The 17,377-nt window shown below is 67.9% G+C and carries 13 protein-coding genes; 12 read left to right on the top strand and 1 reads right to left on the bottom strand.

Annotated elements, in window-relative coordinates; all coding sequences use genetic code 11:
* Positions 1-347 precede the first annotated feature (347 nt).
* Complete coding sequence (locus QSK18_RS05015) at positions 348-3,188, top strand: hypothetical protein (protein WP_232808756.1); 2,841 nt, start codon at positions 348-350, stop codon at positions 3,186-3,188.
* 147 nt (positions 3,189-3,335) lie between these two features.
* On the opposite strand, the gene QSK18_RS05010 is transcribed toward QSK18_RS05015, so the two are convergent.
* The gene (locus QSK18_RS05010) at positions 3,336-5,579 is read right to left on the bottom strand and encodes an HNH endonuclease signature motif containing protein (RefSeq protein ID WP_285616751.1); all 2,244 of its coding nucleotides are present in this window, start codon (positions 5,577-5,579) and stop codon (positions 3,336-3,338) included.
* Between the two features lie 548 nt (positions 5,580-6,127).
* On the opposite strand from QSK18_RS05010, the gene QSK18_RS05005 reads away from it, so the two are divergent.
* The 11 genes from QSK18_RS05005 to QSK18_RS04955 all read left to right on the top strand — a co-directional run bounded on the left by QSK18_RS05005 (position 6,128) and on the right by QSK18_RS04955 (position 17,359).
* Positions 6,128-6,982, top strand: coding sequence for a matrixin family metalloprotease (locus tag QSK18_RS05005; protein WP_232808754.1), 855 nt, complete (start codon positions 6,128-6,130; stop codon positions 6,980-6,982).
* Positions 6,983-7,136: 154 nt separating this feature from the next.
* Positions 7,137-9,641, top strand: coding sequence for a chemotaxis protein CheA (locus QSK18_RS05000; protein ID WP_285616748.1), 2,505 nt, complete (start codon positions 7,137-7,139; stop codon positions 9,639-9,641).
* Positions 9,638-10,078 carry a chemotaxis protein CheW gene (locus QSK18_RS04995; RefSeq protein WP_232808752.1) on the top strand — a complete coding sequence of 147 codons (441 nt, stop codon included), beginning with the start codon at positions 9,638-9,640 and terminating at the stop codon, positions 10,076-10,078. Before QSK18_RS05000 ends, QSK18_RS04995 begins: the two co-directional genes overlap by 4 nt.
* A gap of 35 nt (positions 10,079-10,113) precedes the next feature.
* Positions 10,114-10,485 carry a response regulator gene (locus QSK18_RS04990; protein WP_285616745.1) on the top strand — a complete coding sequence of 124 codons (372 nt, stop codon included), beginning with the start codon at positions 10,114-10,116 and terminating at the stop codon, positions 10,483-10,485.
* Positions 10,482-11,630 carry a protein-glutamate methylesterase/protein-glutamine glutaminase gene (locus QSK18_RS04985; RefSeq protein ID WP_285616743.1) on the top strand — a complete coding sequence of 383 codons (1,149 nt, stop codon included), beginning with the start codon at positions 10,482-10,484 and terminating at the stop codon, positions 11,628-11,630. Before QSK18_RS04990 ends, QSK18_RS04985 begins: the two co-directional genes overlap by 4 nt.
* Positions 11,627-12,445 (top strand): CheR family methyltransferase, encoded by an 819-nt coding sequence (locus QSK18_RS04980; protein WP_232808749.1) that lies wholly within the window; start codon positions 11,627-11,629, stop codon positions 12,443-12,445. The genes QSK18_RS04985 and QSK18_RS04980 overlap by 4 nt, the downstream gene beginning before the upstream one ends.
* Complete coding sequence (locus QSK18_RS04975) at positions 12,442-12,996, top strand: chemotaxis protein CheX (protein WP_232808748.1); 555 nt, start codon at positions 12,442-12,444, stop codon at positions 12,994-12,996. The genes QSK18_RS04980 and QSK18_RS04975 overlap by 4 nt, the downstream gene beginning before the upstream one ends.
* Positions 12,993-13,355: a response regulator gene (locus QSK18_RS04970; protein WP_232808747.1), complete on the top strand. Its 363-nt coding sequence runs from the start codon at positions 12,993-12,995 to the stop codon at positions 13,353-13,355. The genes QSK18_RS04975 and QSK18_RS04970 overlap by 4 nt, the downstream gene beginning before the upstream one ends.
* Positions 13,355-13,846: a hypothetical protein gene (locus QSK18_RS04965; RefSeq protein ID WP_232808746.1), complete on the top strand. Its 492-nt coding sequence runs from the start codon at positions 13,355-13,357 to the stop codon at positions 13,844-13,846. Before QSK18_RS04970 ends, QSK18_RS04965 begins: the two co-directional genes overlap by 1 nt.
* A gap of 102 nt (positions 13,847-13,948) precedes the next feature.
* Positions 13,949-15,193, top strand: coding sequence for an EAL and HDOD domain-containing protein (locus QSK18_RS04960; protein ID WP_285616732.1), 1,245 nt, complete (start codon positions 13,949-13,951; stop codon positions 15,191-15,193).
* A gap of 120 nt (positions 15,194-15,313) precedes the next feature.
* Entirely contained in the window at positions 15,314-17,359 is a 2,046-nt protein-coding gene (locus QSK18_RS04955; RefSeq protein ID WP_232808744.1) for an NAD(+) synthase, read from the top strand.
* Positions 17,360-17,377: the final 18 nt, after the last annotated feature.

Here is a 17,377-nt window from a genome sequence, read left to right as displayed (position 1 = left end):
AGTGCAGGTGAGAGGCCCCAATGCGTGACCCGGAGGCCGCCCGAAGCCTCTTGCGCACACTGAGCGTGAATAGCCCGATTCTCTAGTGTTATTCGTGATGCGCCCGACGTCTGCTGATGCGGGCGACAGGTCGGGACAGGCCCAGAGGCGTGTCTCTCGGTAGTCCTTCCCCTACATTCTGTCTCGGGTCGCAATCGTCGATCCGTGTCTGATCTCAGTGACAGCCCGGACCCCGCCGAACCCTCCGCGTTGACGTGGCGCGGTTGGGGGACGGGAACTTTCACGGTCACGGGTCAAGGAAGCGGTCGCCGCCTTGGGGTGGGATCGCAGAGGAAGGAACTCGCTTCATGAACCTCAACAGCAAAAAGGCGCGGATCCCGATCGCCGCGCTGGGCGTGACCGCCCTCTGCAGTGCAGGTCTGGGGATCTTCGCCTCACCGGCCCAGGCGGTTGGCCAAAGCCTCACCTTCGTGGGAGGTATGACCAATGCGTCGATCCTGGCTGCCGATCCGCAGGTGGATGCAGACTCCGCTGCGCTCACTTATGGAACGAAGGTGTCTGGGACGACCGGTACCGACACGCTCTACCTCGACGTGCTCACGGCACCTGCCGGTGGTGAGGTCTACGGTCAGCGCGTAGCGAGCAACGGTGCGCCAACCAACACCTTCGGGGCGACCGGGACGACGACGGCGCCGGTTTCACTGGCCACGACCCCGCTAGCCTCGGATATTTTGTACTTCGGTGCAGAAGATGCAGGTACCTACACGTTCCGGGTGTTCCAAGACACCAACGGTGACGGGATCTACCAGGCCAACTTTGACAGCACCACGCCCACCTTCACACTGAACGCGCGTGCTGCCGCCGATGCCTTCACGCTCGCCGCGCCCGCAACTGTGCAGGCTGGTACCAAGGCTGCCAAGGCCAAGGTGACCACCACGCTGACGACCGAGGACATTCGCGGTGGATCGCCGAGCGCCTTGGGCGATGCGATCGCCAAGGAGCTCTACTTCGACTTCGCAGACGCCGGCGGTGGTGTCACTGGTGAAAATGTTGACGGTGTAGGCCAGTACACAGCTGCGGACGGTATCTTCCGGTACATGTCGACCGGCACTGACGGTGCCGACGCCCTCGGGCGCGACGCCGGGACCCCGCACACGTTGACGACGCAATTGAAGCTGGGTAGCGCTGCCGGCGCCACCGTCGGCACGGCCCGGACGACTGAGATCACCAGCAACGGCGTCGCGACCTTGACGACCGCCGTAGACACTGGTCAGTCGGACAACGTCAAGGTGACCGGTGGCACGGTGAAGGTGCGCCCGGGCACCTCAGATGTGATGTTCACCGCCAAGGCGATGGACAACGCCGGTACGCCGGCGCCGGTCGCGAACGCGACGGTGACCTTCACTCTGACCGCCGGAGCAGGGATCGCTCTGACGGACCTGACCGCGAACGGTGCGGCTGTTCCGGCCAGTGGTGAAGTAACGGTCACCACGGGCGCGGACGGCATGGCAAAGCTGACTGTACGCAGTGCCAAGACGGCAGACGCCAATGCGTACACCGTGAACGCCTCCAGCGGTGCCGCGAACGCCACCCCGGCGCTGTCGGTCGCCTACCAGGCCGCAGCGGTCGACGCGGTGAAGATCACCAGCACCTCCACGGAACTGACTCCCAAGGTCGGGACTACTTCCGTGACGGTGAAGGGTAAGCTGGTCGACCAGTTCGGCAAGGACTTCCAGCCGCCGGCGAGTGAGAACCAGCAGGTGGCCGTCAGCGGCGACGCGACCGGTAACGCCGTATTGAGCAACGGGACGTTCAGCTACACCTACACCCCGACCACGCCTCCCGCTGCGGGCACCACGAACTCGCTGACCTTCACCTACGGGGGCAAGACCGCCACCGCAACGATTCAGTGGGCCAGTTCTGCCACTGCTTCGAAGGTCACCTTGACTGCCCCGGCCGACGGAGCCAAGGATCTGACGATCCAGGACAACACCGCCCCGGATGCCACACAGGTCGCGGCTTTCGGCAACACAACGGGTCAGATCGCCGGAACGGTACTAGGGGCTGACAACGCGCCTCTGGCCTACCAGAGTGTGAAGCTCACCGGCGGCAACGGTGTCTGGTTCTCCAGCGCTGCCACCCCGGACGCCGATCACCCGCTGATGGAGTCGATGGACGTCGTCTCCAACGCCTCGGGTGTGCTCTCCGGTGCATACGTTTTCTTCACGAAGTCCGGTGAGCACAAGATCACCGCGACCTCGGGTTCGGCCACAGCCTCCTCGACGGTCACGGTCAAGGCTCCGGCCAGCACCCAGGGCTACAACGTCACGGTCGACGACAACTCCGGTGCGCCCGGGGCCACGATGATTGTGACTGGCAAGGTTACGGACATCTTCGGGAACGCGGTTCCGGATGCCGACGTGACTCTGTCCACGGGGACCTCCACGATCGGTGCAATCGGATCGACCTACGTCACCACGAACGCCGCCGGTGTGTTCAGCACAACCTTCATCGGTGGTACCAATCAGAGTGGCGAGCTCGAACTGACCGCCAAGCTCGTCACCCCGGCCGTGCTGACGCCGAATGCCGCCTACAAGACGGCCGGCGTCACCCTGCCGGAGGGCAAGGAGAGCGGCACCGGAACCATCACGGTCGCGGCCACGAAGCTCACCCTGAGCTCGACGGCCAACGTCACCGCGGGTGGCCAGGGCGGAACGGCCAAGCTGTCCGGTACCTTCCGCCCGAACGTGTCGGTCGACATCTGGTCGAAGGAGTCCGGCGAGCGCTCGTACAGCCTGATGGACTCCGCGATGACGGACGCCGAGGGCGAGTTCGGTCTGTCCACCAGGGTGACCCGGTCGACGTACTTCATCGTCAAGGCCGACGGCATGAGCAGCGCCTCGTCGCTGACCGAGGTCTGGTCGAAGGTCAGCCTGAGCGGAAAGGCGCTGGGTAAGGGACGGGTTCAGCTCTCGGCCAACGGTGACCCGAACACCAAGGCGACGCTGAACTTCTACCAGGACGTCGCCGGCAAGGACAAGCTGCTGAAGAAGGTCACGTCCAGCACATCCGGTGCGGGCAAGACCACGGTGAAGCTGGCGAAGGGCACGCGCTCGGTGTACGTGACCTTCAAGGCCCCCGGCACCAGCATGGGCAAGAGCAAGGTGCTCAAGATCAAGGTCAAGTGAATCGTGGGCGCTGACCCACTGACGATCTGAAACCGGCGAAGGGCCGGCAATCCGAAAGGGTTGCCGGCCCTTCCGCGTTTTGGATGGGCTCGGCGGGGCAACCTGATTGGCCAGGACTGCCATAGCCCGGCCAGGCGCATGCGTCCGTCAGAAAGGCGGATCATCGAGACCAGCTACCCTTCCCTGACTTTCGCCCCAGGGTGCATGGGGTGGTCTGCGTAGCGGTGGGGGATTCTGGCGGGCGCGGCGTTGAGCTTCCCGCCGCGCCTTCTGCATGTGGTTCTTCCACCAGTCCAGGCTGCTCTTCCATCGGCGAGTGCGGCGGGCGGTGCGTTCTTCGGAGGGCATGAGATCCACTCTGATCAAGGTTTCCGGTTCAGGCTCGGAGACTGTGGTCGGGAAGGACCACCCGGGCATGCCAGGTAAGCACGGTGGGGGCGTGTGATGCTGGGTGCCGTCGGGGGTGGTCCAGACCGTCGACCCGAAGGGAAACGGCTCGTCCGGCCGTGAGGCTCGGGCGGTCCAGCCTCCGAAGGTCTTCAGACGATGATGCGGACGGCAAGCGGGCCGCATGTTGCAGATGCAGCTCATCCCGCCCAGCCCAAAAGGCTTGAGATGGTCCAGGTCACAGCGCGTTGCAGGGGTTGTGCAGCCGGGGAACACGCAGGTCGGGTAGAGCGACGTGAGGGCGTTGGTCAGGGCCTGACCAGGTCGGTACCGACGGATGCCGGGCAAGCTGTGATCAAGCCCGGCCGGGCAGAGCTCTTCTGAGGTAACTCCCTCGCCCGAGCCCGGCTGATGGCTGTTGTGCGCGTCGGGATGCGCGCAGGCTCCAGGCAGGATGATGAAGTTGACCTGTGCAGGCTTGATGCCGAGGCGGCGGGCCAGGCTTGCGGCGATGGGGCCATGGCCGTGCAGGAGGCCGGGAGTGTTGTCCAGGCCGAGAAGACTGGCGTCGGTGATCGTGACGTTCAGCAGGGTCTTGCGGCTGTTGCCACCGTTCAGGGCGAGAATCTGTTGCCAGGCCTTGGCTATGGAGGCGTGTACTGAAGTGGGGCGCGAAACAGACTCGGCGTCAGCGGGTTCCGCTGATTCGGCTTGTGACCGTGTGGAGGTGGCGGAAGTAGAGGCGGGGACATCGTAGGTGGTAGTGGCGGTGACCTCGCCGGTGGCGGCGGTCTGGGTGGCGGCTGTGTCGGTGTCGGCGGCCTCTGCGTCTGCATCGTCGGCAAGCGGAATGGGCATGCCGTTCGTGACTGCCTGCACGAGAGCCGCCAGTGCATCGGCGCACCGCTGGTCATGGGTGCGAGGATCAGGGGCGCCTTCCTCTTGGGCGCGGTCGCGAGCGGCGTCCGCAGCGGCGTCGAGGAATCCGTGCAGCAGTTGTGCGATGTCGGCCGGGACCATGGCGGTGATCAGAGCCATTCCGTCGGCCAGGGCCTCGAACCGCACGTGCCGACTGCGCCGGGCTTCTTCATGGGCCTGCGTGCCGGCGTCGGGCTGGAGCTGAAGCAGGAGCCGATCGATCAGCCGTTCCAGATCGCGGCAGGTCAGGCCGGGGGCCTGGCTGGCGATCATGGCCTCGGTCATTCGCCAGCGGTCGCAGCCGGGTTCGAAGTTCTCGATCTCCTCGGCAGCCTGGTGCAGCCTGCGGGTGACGACGATCGCCCGGGCCTGATCCAGTCGGGCCTGTGCGAAGAGGGCCATGATCGTGGGGAGATCGTCGACCAGGCCCTGAGCATGTTCCAGCAGCGTGGTGGCGGTGCGGGGATGAAGGGTCATTTCCGGCGCTATCCGGGCTGAAGTGAGGCGTACTGAAGAGATCCGCGCCCCGGTATCGGCTGCAGCGTCGGTGTCTGCATCTTGGCCGTGGTCTGCCTTGTCCTGGCTGGTGCCTGCTTCGCGGTTGATCGGGTTGTTGCGGCGCTTGGTTGCGCGGCGGCGACGGGCCGGTGGCATTGCCTTCACCGCCTGCGCCAGGGTCGCGATCCGCTTGGCCTGTATGGACCGGATCAGCCACTCCTGCTGGACGGCCAGCTCGAGCAGTTGGTGGGAGATGGCCGCCGACGAGGCAGCTGACGAGTCAGGCGACGAATCGGCGCAGCCGCGGTCGGGTAGATCCGTCGGTACGTCGGTGGGCGAATCGGTGGGTAGATCGGCGGGCCACTCGGTGGCTGGGTCGGCGGGCCGCGTGGTGGCTGAGTTTGCGGGCCACTCGGTGGCTGAGTCTGCGGGGTAGTTGGTGGCTGGATTGTTGGCTGGGACGGCGGGTGGAGCAGTGCATAGACCCTCCATGAATGCGGGATCCATTTCGTCCAGAAGCCACCTTGCCAGCGCCATCAGTTCCTTCGGCGCACGCCCCGCCAGGCGCCCTTCGGATAAAGAACTCACCGCAGTACCCCCGTCCCCCAACAGGTTTGGTGGATTTCCACCTACCAAGAGAGCATAACTGCCACCACCGACAAACTTGGACCTTCCGGATCGAAGGTGGCGGGCCGTTGTTGGCGCTGGCAGTGATGGCGGCATCGGTGGCAGGCCGTTGGTGGCGGAGCCATTGGTAGCGCTGGCAGTAGCGGCCACCCGTCGGCATGGCCCAGTGCATCGCCAAGCGAAGCCATAACAGCTTGTGACCCCGCACATTCGCCTGCTCCGAACGGGTGCCACCCTCAAGATCCGCCCATGTTGAGGCGCCTGTTTAAACCTTCATGCACCCGGCGTAGGCACTGTGCCCGGAACGCCCAGTGAGCCCCGGTCTGGTATCGGCTTTGTGAAGTACAAGAATCGACTCTCCGTCATCGAGAGTGCCGCCCTATCAGTCACCTTCACCCGGCCGGCAGATCCCACGATCACGGATCGGCGGTCAACCTCAAGTCACAGGCGGTGACCTACCGCCGCGATCACTGCCTGCCTTGCGGACGGCTTGAGGGAACGAGGACGACTTGGTCACCGGCGCACAACGGCAGCGAACCCGTCCCGCCTGGTCCGGGCTCGCCCTGGCCGCTCTCGTCGTGGTCGTCGCCCTGTTCGCACCGCAGTTCGCCGGGGCGGGCCCGAACGGCAACAGCCAGAGCTTGCGGACGCTCGCCAGCACCGACGCGGTCGGCGGCCAGTTGAGCGGTGGGTTGCAGAAGACGGCGGCGCAGACCTCGTCGTACTCGATCATGCAGGCGCGCCTGAACAGCGGTAAGACGATCGATGCGCGCTGGAACCCGTGCCAGACCGCGATCACCTACCGGGTCAACCTCAGCGGCCTGCCCAAGGCCAAGCGGGCGGCGATGCTGAAGACCGTCAAGGCCTCGTTCAAGCGGCTGTCCGCCGCGACCGGGATGACCTACCGGTACAAGGGCACCACCAGCTTCGTTCCCCGGCAGGACAACCTGACCAAGCAGCCGGCCGAGATCGTGGTCGCCGCGGTGTCCAAGAAGCGCACCGACTTCCCGATGACCGCGCGCAGCCTCGGCTACGGCGGGGTGCTGTGGTCGACCTGGTACGGCAGCCAGGGGGAGGGCGCTGCGGTGATGCGCGGCTACGTGGTGCTCGAGGCCGCGGCGATCCAGAAGCTGAAGACCGGTTTCGGCCGGGGCCTGCGGCAGAGCAACGTGATCCTGCACGAGCTCGGGCACGCCACCGGGTTGGACCACGTGAGCAGCCGCCGGCAGCAGATGTACCCGACGCTGACCGCCTCCTCGCCCAGCGGCTTCGCCAAGGGGGACCTGGCCGGCCTGGCCCGGGTGGGGAAGAAGGCCGGCTGCATCGAGGTACCGGCCAACGTCAGCATCAGCGACCTGAGCTGACCTGCGTAAGCCCTCCGACACCCCTCCGACCCACCCGAACCGACCGGCCCGCGTGGTCACCGCCGGTGCCCTCGGTGCCTGCTCAAGAGTGACCCGCGGATGCCGATGAAAAAACCAACGTCCGGACCATGCGGTTGTTCTTGAAGGAGAGTTGATGGAGGCGATCGACGAGATCGTTGCCGAGTTCCTGGTCGAGTCGCACGAGAACCTCGACCAGCTCGACACCGACCTGCTCGCTCTCGAGCAGGACCCCACCTCGCGTGATCTGCTGGGCAGCATCTTCCGCACCATCCACACGATCAAGGGCACCAGCGGTTTCCTGGCGTTCAACAAGCTCGAGAAGCTCACCCACGTCGGTGAGAACCTGCTCAGCCGGATGCGCGACGGCAAGATCATCCTCAACGAGGAGCGGGCCAGCGCGCTGCTGGCCATGGTCGACGCCGTCCGCGGCCTCCTGTCCAACATCGAGGCCAGCGGGGGCGAGGGCGACGACGACCACACCGAGCTGGTCGCCCGGCTGGGCACGCTGCTGGAAGACGGGGCGTCGGCCCCGGCGCCGCTGATCCCGGCCCAGAGCAGCAGCCCCGAGGGCGCCACCGAGCAGGTCGTGGCCCAGGCCACCGAGCAGGCGGGCGACCCGGCCGGGGCCTCGACCGAGGAGGTCGTCCAGGCAGCGGCCCAGGCCGCCGCCGACCGGGCCATCGAGGCCGCGCACGAACTGGCCGAGGCGGCCAAGGGCCACCCCGAGGAGATCCCGACCGGGGCGCAGGTGGTCACGGCCGAGGTCTCGATCACCAACGTGCCGGAGACGCCGGCGCCCGCCGCAGCGGCCCCGGCTCCCACACCCGCTCCCACACCGGCCCCCGCACCCGCCCCGGCGGCCGAGAAGGCCAAGCCGGCCCCGGAACCCGGGGAGGGCGGCGAGCAGAAGCGCTCGGTGGTCGAGTCCTCGGTGCGGGTGGACATCGGGCTGCTGGACACCCTGATGTCGATGGTGGGCGAGCTCGTGCTCTCCCGTAACGCCCTGGTCTCCGAGCTCGACGAGCAGAACGACAGCGCCCTGGCCCGGTCCGCGCAGCGGCTCTCGCTGATCACCAGCGAGCTGCAGGAGCAGGTCATGAAGACCCGCATGCAGCCGGTCGACACGGTCTGGTCGAAACTGCCCCGAGTCGTCCGTGACCTCTCCCGCCAGCTCGAGCGCAACGTGAAGCTCGAGATGGAGGGTCGTGACACTGAACTGGACCGGAGCGTTCTCGAGGCCATCAAGGACCCGATGACGCACCTCGTCCGTAATGCCATCGACCACGGCATCGAGCCGCCGGACGTACGGATCGCCAAGGGCAAGAACCCGGAGGGCACGCTCACCCTGCGCGCCTACCACGAGGCCGGCCTGGTCCACCTCGAGATCATCGACGACGGTGCGGGGATCGACCACACCATCGTCGGCGCCAAGGCCGTCGAGCGGGGTCTGGTCACTCAGGCCGCGCTGGAGAAGATGACGCCGCGGGAGATCACCCAGTCGATCTTCCTGCCCGGCTTCTCCACCGCGGCCAAGGTCACCAACGTCTCCGGCCGCGGGGTCGGCATGGACGTGGTGAAGACCCGGATCGAGGCGATCGGCGGTTCCGTCGACGTCGTCTCGAACAAGGGCGCCGGGTCCACCTTCCGGCTCAGCATCCCGCTGACCCTGGCGATCATCCCGGCCCTGACCATCGGCTGCTCCGGTCACCGGTACGCGGTGCCGCAGGTCAGCGTGCTGGAGCTGGTGCGCCTGTCCGGCGAGCACGCCCGGGGCGGGATCGAGCACATCTCCGGGGCCCCGGTCTACCGGCTGCGCGGCGCGCTGCTGCCCCTGGTGCAGCTGGACGAGCAGCTCGGCCTGGTGCCCTTCGGCACCTCCAGCGGCGGCGGCAAGAACGGTGACGGCCGCGGCGGCTTCATCGTCGTCCTGCAGGCCGAGCAGCACCGCTTCGGCCTGGTCGTCGACGACGTCCTGGACACCCAGGAGATCGTGGTCAAGCCGCTCGGCCGGCACCTCAAGGCGCTGCCGATGTACCAGGGCGCCACGATCCACGGTGACGGCAGCGTGGTGCTCATCCTCGACGCCACGGCGATCGCCCGGCAGGCCGACGTGCTGTCGAACCCGGCCGGGGCGGCCAGCTCGGCGGTCACCGAGGAGACCACGGCGATCGACCCGGTGCTGGTGGTCGAGCTGTCCGGGGGCCGGCGCACCGCCATCCCGCTGGACATGGTCACCCGGCTGGAAGAGATCCCGACCAACACCATCGAGCGGGTCGGCGGACGCGAGGTGGTCCAGTACCGGGGCCACATCATGCCGCTGGTCCGGCTGGCCAGTCTGCTCGGCGCCTACGGCGACGAGAGCGACTCCGAGCGCCTGCAGCTGGTGGTCTACACCCGCGGCGAGCGCAGCGTCGGGTTCGCGGTCGAGCGGATCATGGACATCGCCACCGAGCGCGCCGGCTCCCGGTCCGACATCGACGACCACGCCCTGCTGGGCTCGATCGTCGTCGGTGACCGGGTGGTCGAGCTGCTCGACGTGCAGGCCGCGGTGCTCGCCGCCGACCCTGCCTTCTACCAGGACGACGCCGGAGCCACGACGATGCAGCAGCTCGGCGACATGTACGAGGAGGCGCTGTGACCCAGCTGTCCACTTTCCACGTCGGTTCCTACCTGTTCGGGGTGGAGGTCGCCCTGGTGCAGGAGGTGGTCCGGATGAACCAGTTCACGCCGGTGCCGCTCTCCCAGCCCGAGGTGGCCGGCCTGATCAACCTGCGCGGTGAGGTGCTGACCGCGATCGACGTGCGGGCCCGGCTGGGCCTGCCGCCCAGCGGTGAGGACAAGCCGCAGGTGAACGTGGTGGTCCGGGTCGACGACGAGCCGGTGAGCCTGCTGGTCGACGAGATCGGCGGGGTGGTGGAGGTTTCGCAGGTCCCCTTCGAGACCACCCCCTCCACGGTGAACGCCCAGGTCGGCTCGCTGCTGCTCGGCGCCTACACGATGCCCGAGAAGCTCCTGCTGGCGCTGGACGCCCGGGCCCTGCTGGCCATGGACGAGAGCCGCTCGACCGCCGCCTGAGGGCGCCGGCCGGAGGACGGAGGGGGACCGACTCGATGCAGGCACTGGTGATCGACGACTCGCGGGCCATGCGGGCGATCCTGACCAAGCAACTCGGCGCACTCGGCTTCGACGTCGCGCAGGCCTTCGACGGCCGCGACGCGATGGACCTGCTCGACCAGGGCTACGTACCCGACGTGGCCCTGGTCGACTGGAACATGCCACGGATGGACGGACTCAGCTTCATCAAGGCGGTCCGTATCAGGGAGGAGTTCCGGGACGTGACGCTGATGATGGTCACCACCGAGAGCGAACAGGCCAACATCGTCCGGGCTCTGGCCGCCGGCGCGCACGAGTACGTGATCAAACCGTTCACCGAAGAGGTGATCGCCGACAAGCTGGCGCTCCTGGGATTGGTGGGGGTATGAGCGGGTCACTCATCCGCGTCCTGATCGTCGACGACTCGGTGGTCATCCGCCGGTTGATCAAGGAGATCCTGGACGCCGACCCCCGGATCGAGGTGGTCGGGGTCGCCCACAACGGGCAGGTCGCGATCGGCAAGGTCGAGGAACTGAAGCCGGACGCCGTGACCATGGACATCGAGATGCCCGTGATGAACGGGGTCGACGCGGTCCGGGCCCTGCGGAAGACCCACCCACGCCTGCCGATCGTGATGTTCTCCACCCTGACCGAGCGCGGCGCCTCGGCCACCATGGACGCGCTCGCGGCCGGGGCCAGCGACTACGTCACGAAGCCGGCCAACGTCGGCAGCGTGATGGAGAGCCGCAAGAACATCTCCGAGCAGCTGGTGCCGAAGCTGGTGGCGCTCACCGGGGCCCGGAAGGTGGTCGGGGTCGCTCGCGCCCCGATGCCGCCGCCGCAGCCTCCGGCCGGGCAGTCGCGCGCCTCCGGAACCACTCGTCGTACGCAGCCTTTCGGCCTGCTCGCGATCGGTAGCTCGACCGGGGGCCCGGACGCCCTGGCCACCGTGCTCAGTGCGCTGCCGGGAGAGCTCCCGGTGCCGGTGGTGATCACCCAGCACATGCCGCCGGTGTTCACCAAGATGCTGGCACAGCGCCTGAACTCGACCTGCAAGCTGAGCATCAGCGAGGCGGCCGAGGGTGATTCGGTGGAGCGCGGCAAGGTGCTGATCGCTCCCGGCGGTCTGCACATGGAGCTGAAGACCCGGGGTACGGGGGTTTTCGTGCACCTGAGCGACGCGCCGCCGGAGAACTTCTGCCGCCCCGCGGTGGACGTGATGTTCCGCTCGGTGGCCGCGGTGTACCGCAACCGGGTGCTCGCGGTGGTGCTGACCGGCATGGGTAAGGACGGCGCCCTGGGCGCCGGGGTGATCCGGGCGGCCGGTGGTGAGGTGTTCGCCCAGGACGAGGCCACCAGTGTGGTCTGGGGCATGCCGGGGGCCACGGTGATGGCCGGGCAGGCCGACCGGGTCCTGCCGCTGGAGCAGATGGCCGGCACGGTGACCTCGGCGCTCAGCGCCAACCAGGGCGCCGGTCAGGGCGGGTCCACGCGTCAGGCCAACGGCCCGGTTCCGGGCGGAGTGAGGGCATGACGCTTGCCGACACCGACTTCACCTTCGTCACCGGAATGGTCCGGCAGCGCAGTTCGATCGACCTGCAGCCGGGCAAGGAGTACCTGGTGGAGTCCCGGCTGGCCCCGGTCGCGCGGAAGTTCGGCGACAAGGACCTGACCGCGCTCGTGCACCGGCTGCGCCGCAACGACCGCGAGGCCTGCGACGCGGTGGTGGACGCGCTGACCACCAACGAGACCTCGTTCTTCCGTGACCAGCACCCGTTCGACGCGTTCAGCAACCTGATGCTGCCCGAGCTCAAGCGCAACGGCGGCCCGACCGTGAACGTCTGGTCGGCGGCGTCCTCCAGCGGGCAGGAAGCCTACTCACTGGCCCTTCTGCTGCTGGACTGGCTGCCGATGAACCCAGGGAAGACCGCGCGGATCCACGGGACCGACATCTCGCCGACCATGGTCGCCCGGGCCACGGCCGGAAAGTTCAGTCAGCTCGAGATCAATCGCGGAATGCCGGTCAAGTACCTGGTCAAGTACTTCGATCAGGTGGGCAGGGACTGGATCGTCAAGCCGGAGGTACGGGCCCTGACCAGCTTCCGGCAGGGCAATCTGGCGATGCCGCCGGTGGGTCTGCCGCCGATCGACATCGTGTTCCTGCGCAACGTGCTCATCTACTTCGATCTGCCGACCAAGCGCCAGGTTCTGGCGAATGTCCGCAAAGCCCTCAAGCCCGGGGGGTTCCTGGTGCTGGGCGGGGCCGAGAGCACGCTCAGCCTGGACGGGAACTTCGCCCGGGTGGAGACCGAGAAGGTAGTGATCTTTCGAAACGGAGGAGGGACATGAGCGTCTTCACCGACCTGGACGACGATGTGCGGGAGGAACTCGGGGTGATCCTCACCGACGTGTTCTCCTCCGTGCTCAAGGAAGAAGCGATCGTCACCAACAACCAGCTGCCGGTCGGCCCGACCGTGATGTCACGGCTGGCCATCCACGACCGGTCCGACGTCACCGACGAGACCGACACCACCGCAGGTGAGTTCGCGGTGATCGAGGTGCGCGTCGGGGCGAGCCTGGCCAGGGTCATGGCGGCCCGGATGATGTCGGTCAGCTCTCCGGGCCCGAACGACCTCAGCGACTCGATCGCCGAGATCAGCAACATCGCGGGCGGCAACGTCAAGACGCTCCTGTGCACCCACGCCCGGCTCTCGCTGCCGGCCGCGCAGATCGTCGAGGACGAGCAGTTCGCCGAGGCCGAGCCGGCTGACGGCAGCACCTACGTCCGGGCCATCGTGCTCGGCCACGTCGTCCAGCTCGCCATCCACCCCCAAGCCCCGGTGGCAGACCTGCTCTGGCCTCCGGACAATTCCGACGCAACCCTGGAGCCGACCCCATGAAGATCCTTGTCACCGACGACAGCAGCGTCATGCGGAAGATCGTCGTCCGCACCATACGCCAGGCCGGCCTCGGAAAGCACGAGATCATCGAGGCCGAGAACGGGCGGATGGGCCTGGAGATGGCCCAGGCGGAGAAGCCCGACCTGATCCTCTCGGACTGGAACATGCCGGAGATGACCGGCATCGAGTTCCTCAAGGCGCTGCGCGCCAGCGGCAGCACCACGCCCTTCTGCTTCGTGACCTCGGAGGGCTCGGACGAGATGCGTGAGATGGCCGACTCGGCCGGCGCCATCGGAGTGATCGTCAAGCCCTTCACCGCGGAAATCTTCTCAGACACACTCGGAACGGTGGTTTCCTGATGAGCGTTCAGACCGAGCAGCAGTCGCCGATGCCGAGCCGGCACTCGGTGCGCAACACGATCGAGGGCCTGATCGGCCGCGACGTGGACCTGTCGGACGGGGTCGCCCCGCCGGCCAAGTCGACCAACGTGGTTGCTGTGTACGTCACCGACCAGCTGAAGACGTCGGCCCTGGCGGTGGTGGACCTGGAGTGCGCGGCCCGGATCGGCGGGGCCCTGGGCATGATCCCGAAGGGTGTGGTGGACGAGGCGATCAAGACCCGCACGCTGCCGCAGGACCTCGAGGAGATGTGCTACGAGGTGCTCAACGTGATGGCCTCGATCTTCAACCTGCCGAACCACCCGCACGTGCGGCTGTACGAGATGTACGCGCCGAACTCGGTGATCCCGGCGGACGTCGCGGCCCTGGCCGCCACGGTGGGCAACCGGATGGACGTCAAGCTGAAGATCGCCGGGTACGGGGACGGAACCCTTTCGATCGTCATCAAGTAAACAGGGGCGAGCTCGAGAGTGGCGATGTCGGAATCCGGTGCCCATCCCGGTGATTCGTCCGAGGTCACAGTCGGTGCGCCGGTACCCGCGCCAGGTGCGCGGGTGCCGGCGCAGACGCGTGCCCCGGCCGATGCGGTTCGCGATGTCAAGGTCGGCCGGCAGGGGCTCTACGACGTTCGCCGGTCGCTGGTGGCCTACGAAGTGCTCTTCCACTCGAGCAGTTCGGGTGAGTCGGGGGCCGAGGTCGGTGACCGCGCCACCTCCCAGGTGATCGCCTCCACCTTCGGCACGTTCGGGGTCGACCGGATCGCCGGCGCGCGACCGGTCTTCATCGGTTTCACCCGGGCCTTCCTCACCGGGATCATCCCGATCCCGGTGGAGCCGGCCGGGGTGGTGGTGGAGATCTCGGCGACCATGATGGTGGACGCGGAACTGCTGGCCGGGGTCGACCAGTTGCGTTCCGACGGCTACCGGCTCGCGCTGTGCGACTACCGGGGGCAGCCGGAGTGCTCGGCCCTGCTCGACCTGGTCGACTACGTGCGCATCGACGTCCCCGCGCACACCGGCCTGGAGTTGGCCGAGCTGGCCGCCCGGGTGACCGGGCACGGCCGGGCGATGATCGGCGCCGGCATCGAGGACGAGGACACCCTGAAAAGGGTTGCCGGGCTCGGGTTCGGCCTTCTGCAGGGGCCGTACCTGGAGAAGCCGACGGTGCTGCAACGGCGCACCCTCAGCCCGACCCAGCTGGTCTGTGTGCGCCTGCTGGGCCAGCTCGCGGATCCCGACCTGGACATCGTCCGGCTCGAACCGGCGATCGGCAGCGACCCGGGCCTGGCCCTGCGGTTGCTGCGCACGGCGAACTCGGCGGCCGCCGGAACCAGCCGTCAGATCTCGTCGCTGCGGCAGGCGCTGGTGATCATCGGTCCGCGCCGCCTGCGCTCGTGGCTGGTGCTGATCCTGCTGGAGGGCCCGTCCACCACCTCGCCCGCCGACCGGCTGTGGAAGGTGCTGGCCCGGGCGCACGCCTGCCGGTCGCTGGCGCCCCAGTCGGCCGCCGACGTGGCCTTCACGGCCGGGCTGCTCTCCGGGGCGGCCGAACTGCTGGGGGCTGCGCCGCACACCGTTGCGGAGGCCGCCGGAGTCACCCAGGAAGTGCGCGACGCGTTGGTCAGCGGGCTGGGCGGCGCCGGCACGGCGCTGCACGCGGTGCTGGCGCACGAGCAGGACGACGACGAGGGGGTACGGGCCAGCGGCCTGGCCCCCTACGACGTGTCTCACGCCTACCTGGAGTCGCTCAGCGAGTCGCTGCGTCTGGTCGAGGAGATCACCGGAGCAACCCGAGACTGAAACTTATGGACGTCCGTGCCCACGAACGTCCATAAGTTGGCTTTGTTGTCTGGGCACCAAAAACTCGACTTACGGACGTCCGCAGAGGCGGACGTCCGTTGGTTTGAGAGACTGTGCCCCGTGAGCCAGCACTTCTACTCCGCCTATCACCAGGGCTTCCTGCGCGTCGCCGCGTGCACCATGCGCACGGCGATCGCCGATCCCGACACCAACGCCGAGTCGGTGCTGCGGATCGCGCGGGACAACCACGACGAGGGGGTCGGGCTGGCAGTCTTTCCCGAGCTGACCCTCACCGGGTACTCGATCGAGGACCTGCTGCTCAACGAGACCGTGCTCGACCAGGCCGAGGCGGCCCTGCTGAAGGTGGTCGAGGGCTCCGCCGGCCTCACCCCGGTGCTGGTGGTCGGGCTTCCCCTGCGCCACCGGCACCGCCTGTACAACTGTGCGGCGGTGATCCACGACGGGCGTCTGCTCGGGGTGGCGCCCAAGTCGTACCTGCCGAACTACCGCGAGTTCTACGAGGCCCGGCAGATGGCGGCCGGCCGCGACATCGACGGCGGCCAGAGCATCACCGTCGCCGGTCAGCGGGTGCCGTTCGGCAACGACCTGCTGTTCAGCGCGCTCGACGTGCCCGGCTTCGTGCTGCACGTGGAGATCTGCGAGGACATGTGGGTGCCGGTTCCGCCCAGCGCCCGGGCCGCCCTCGAGGGGGCGACCGTGCTGGTCAACCTGTCCGGCAGCCCGATCACCATCGGCCGCGCCGAGGACCGCAAGCTGCTGTGCCGCTCGGCCTCCTCCCGCTGCCTGGCCGCGTACGTCTACGCCGCGGCGGGCGAGGGCGAGTCCACCACCGACCTGTCCTGGGACGGGCAGACGATGGTCTACGAGAACGGCGTTCTGCTGGCCGAGGGGGAGCGGTTCCCGAACGGCGACCGGCGCACCGTGGCCGACGTCGACCTGGACCTGCTCCGCTCGGAACGCCTGCGGATGGGCTCGTTCGACGACAACCGGCAGGCCCGCGAGCACGAGTTCCAGCACATCGAGTTCGAGCTCAAGCCCCCGGCCGGTGACATCGGCCTGCGCCGCGAGGTGGAGCGCTTCCCGTTCGTGCCGGCCGACGAGTCCCGGCTCGAGCTGGACTGCTACGAGGCCTACAACATCCAGGTGGCGGGGCTGCGGCAGCGGCTGCGGGCGATCGGGCAGCCGAAGATCGTGATCGGGGTCTCCGGCGGCCTCGACTCCACCCACGCCCTGATCGTGGCGGCCAAGGCGATGGACGAGGAGAAGCGGCCCCGCACCGACATTCTCGCCTTCACCCTGCCCGGCTTCGCCACCAGCGACCGCACCAAGAACCAGGCGATCGGCCTGGCCGAGGCGCTCGGCGTGACGTTCGAGGAGCTGGACATGAAGCCGGCCGCCGAACTGCTGCTCACCGACCTGAAACACCCGTTCGCCGGCGGGGAACCGGTGTACGACATCACCTTCGAGAACGTCCAGGCCGGCCTGCGCACCGACTACCTGTTCCGGCTGGCCAACCAGCGCGGCGGCATCGTGCTGGGCACCGGCGACCTCTCCGAGCTGGCGCTGGGCTGGTCCACCTACGGGGTGGGCGACCAGATGTCGCACTACAACGTCAACGGCGGCGTGCCCAAAACGCTGATGCAGCACCTGATCCGCTGGGTCATCTCGTCCGGCCAGTTCGAGGAGCGGGTGGGCAAGCTGCTGCAGGACGTGGTCGGCGGTGAGATCAGCCCGGAACTGGTCCCGGTCGGCGAGGACGGGATCACCCAGAGCACCGAGGCCAAGGTCGGCCCGTACTCGCTGCAGGACTTCTCGCTGTTCTACACGCTGCGCTACGGATTCCGGCCCTCGAAGATCGGGTTCCTGGCTCTGCACGCCTGGGTCGACGCCACCGAGGGCAGCTGGCCGCCGCACTTCCCGCCGGAGAGCCGGGTCGAGTTCGACCTGCCGGTGATCCGGCACTGGCTCGAGGTCTTCGCCCAGCGGTTCTTCGCGTTCAGTCAGTTCAAGCGCTCGGCTATGCCGAACGGCCCGAAAGTCACTGCGGGCGGCTCACTCTCGCCGCGCGGCGACTGGCGGGCCCCCTCCGACGCCTCGGCCCGGATCTGGCTGGAGGAGATCCGGCGCGAGGTGCCCGGGAGCTAGGCCCTTCTCGGTCCCGGC

The sequence above is a fragment of the Kineosporia sp. NBRC 101677 genome (assembly GCF_030269265.1).
Taxonomy (GTDB): domain Bacteria; phylum Actinomycetota; class Actinomycetes; order Actinomycetales; family Kineosporiaceae; genus Kineosporia; species Kineosporia rhizophila.
The sequence above is the reverse complement of the archived record's forward strand: the minus strand, read 5'-3'. Positions and strand labels throughout refer to the sequence as shown.

Bases quoted from the DNA above. Each gene is read 5' to 3' on its own strand.
- QSK18_RS05015 (WP_232808756.1), top strand. From the start codon at position 348: ATGAACCTCAACAGCAAAAAGGCGCGGATCCCGATCGCCGCGCTGGGC.
- QSK18_RS05000 (WP_285616748.1), top strand. From the start codon at position 7,137: ATGGAGGCGATCGACGAGATCGTTGCCGAGTTCCTGGTCGAGTCGCAC.
- QSK18_RS04990 (WP_285616745.1), top strand. From the start codon at position 10,114: ATGCAGGCACTGGTGATCGACGACTCGCGGGCCATGCGGGCGATCCTG.
- QSK18_RS04985 (WP_285616743.1), top strand. From the start codon at position 10,482: ATGAGCGGGTCACTCATCCGCGTCCTGATCGTCGACGACTCGGTGGTC.
- QSK18_RS04980 (WP_232808749.1), top strand. From the start codon at position 11,627: ATGACGCTTGCCGACACCGACTTCACCTTCGTCACCGGAATGGTCCGG.
- QSK18_RS04975 (WP_232808748.1), top strand. From the start codon at position 12,442: ATGAGCGTCTTCACCGACCTGGACGACGATGTGCGGGAGGAACTCGGG.
- QSK18_RS04970 (WP_232808747.1), top strand. From the start codon at position 12,993: ATGAAGATCCTTGTCACCGACGACAGCAGCGTCATGCGGAAGATCGTC.
- QSK18_RS04965 (WP_232808746.1), top strand. From the start codon at position 13,355: ATGAGCGTTCAGACCGAGCAGCAGTCGCCGATGCCGAGCCGGCACTCG.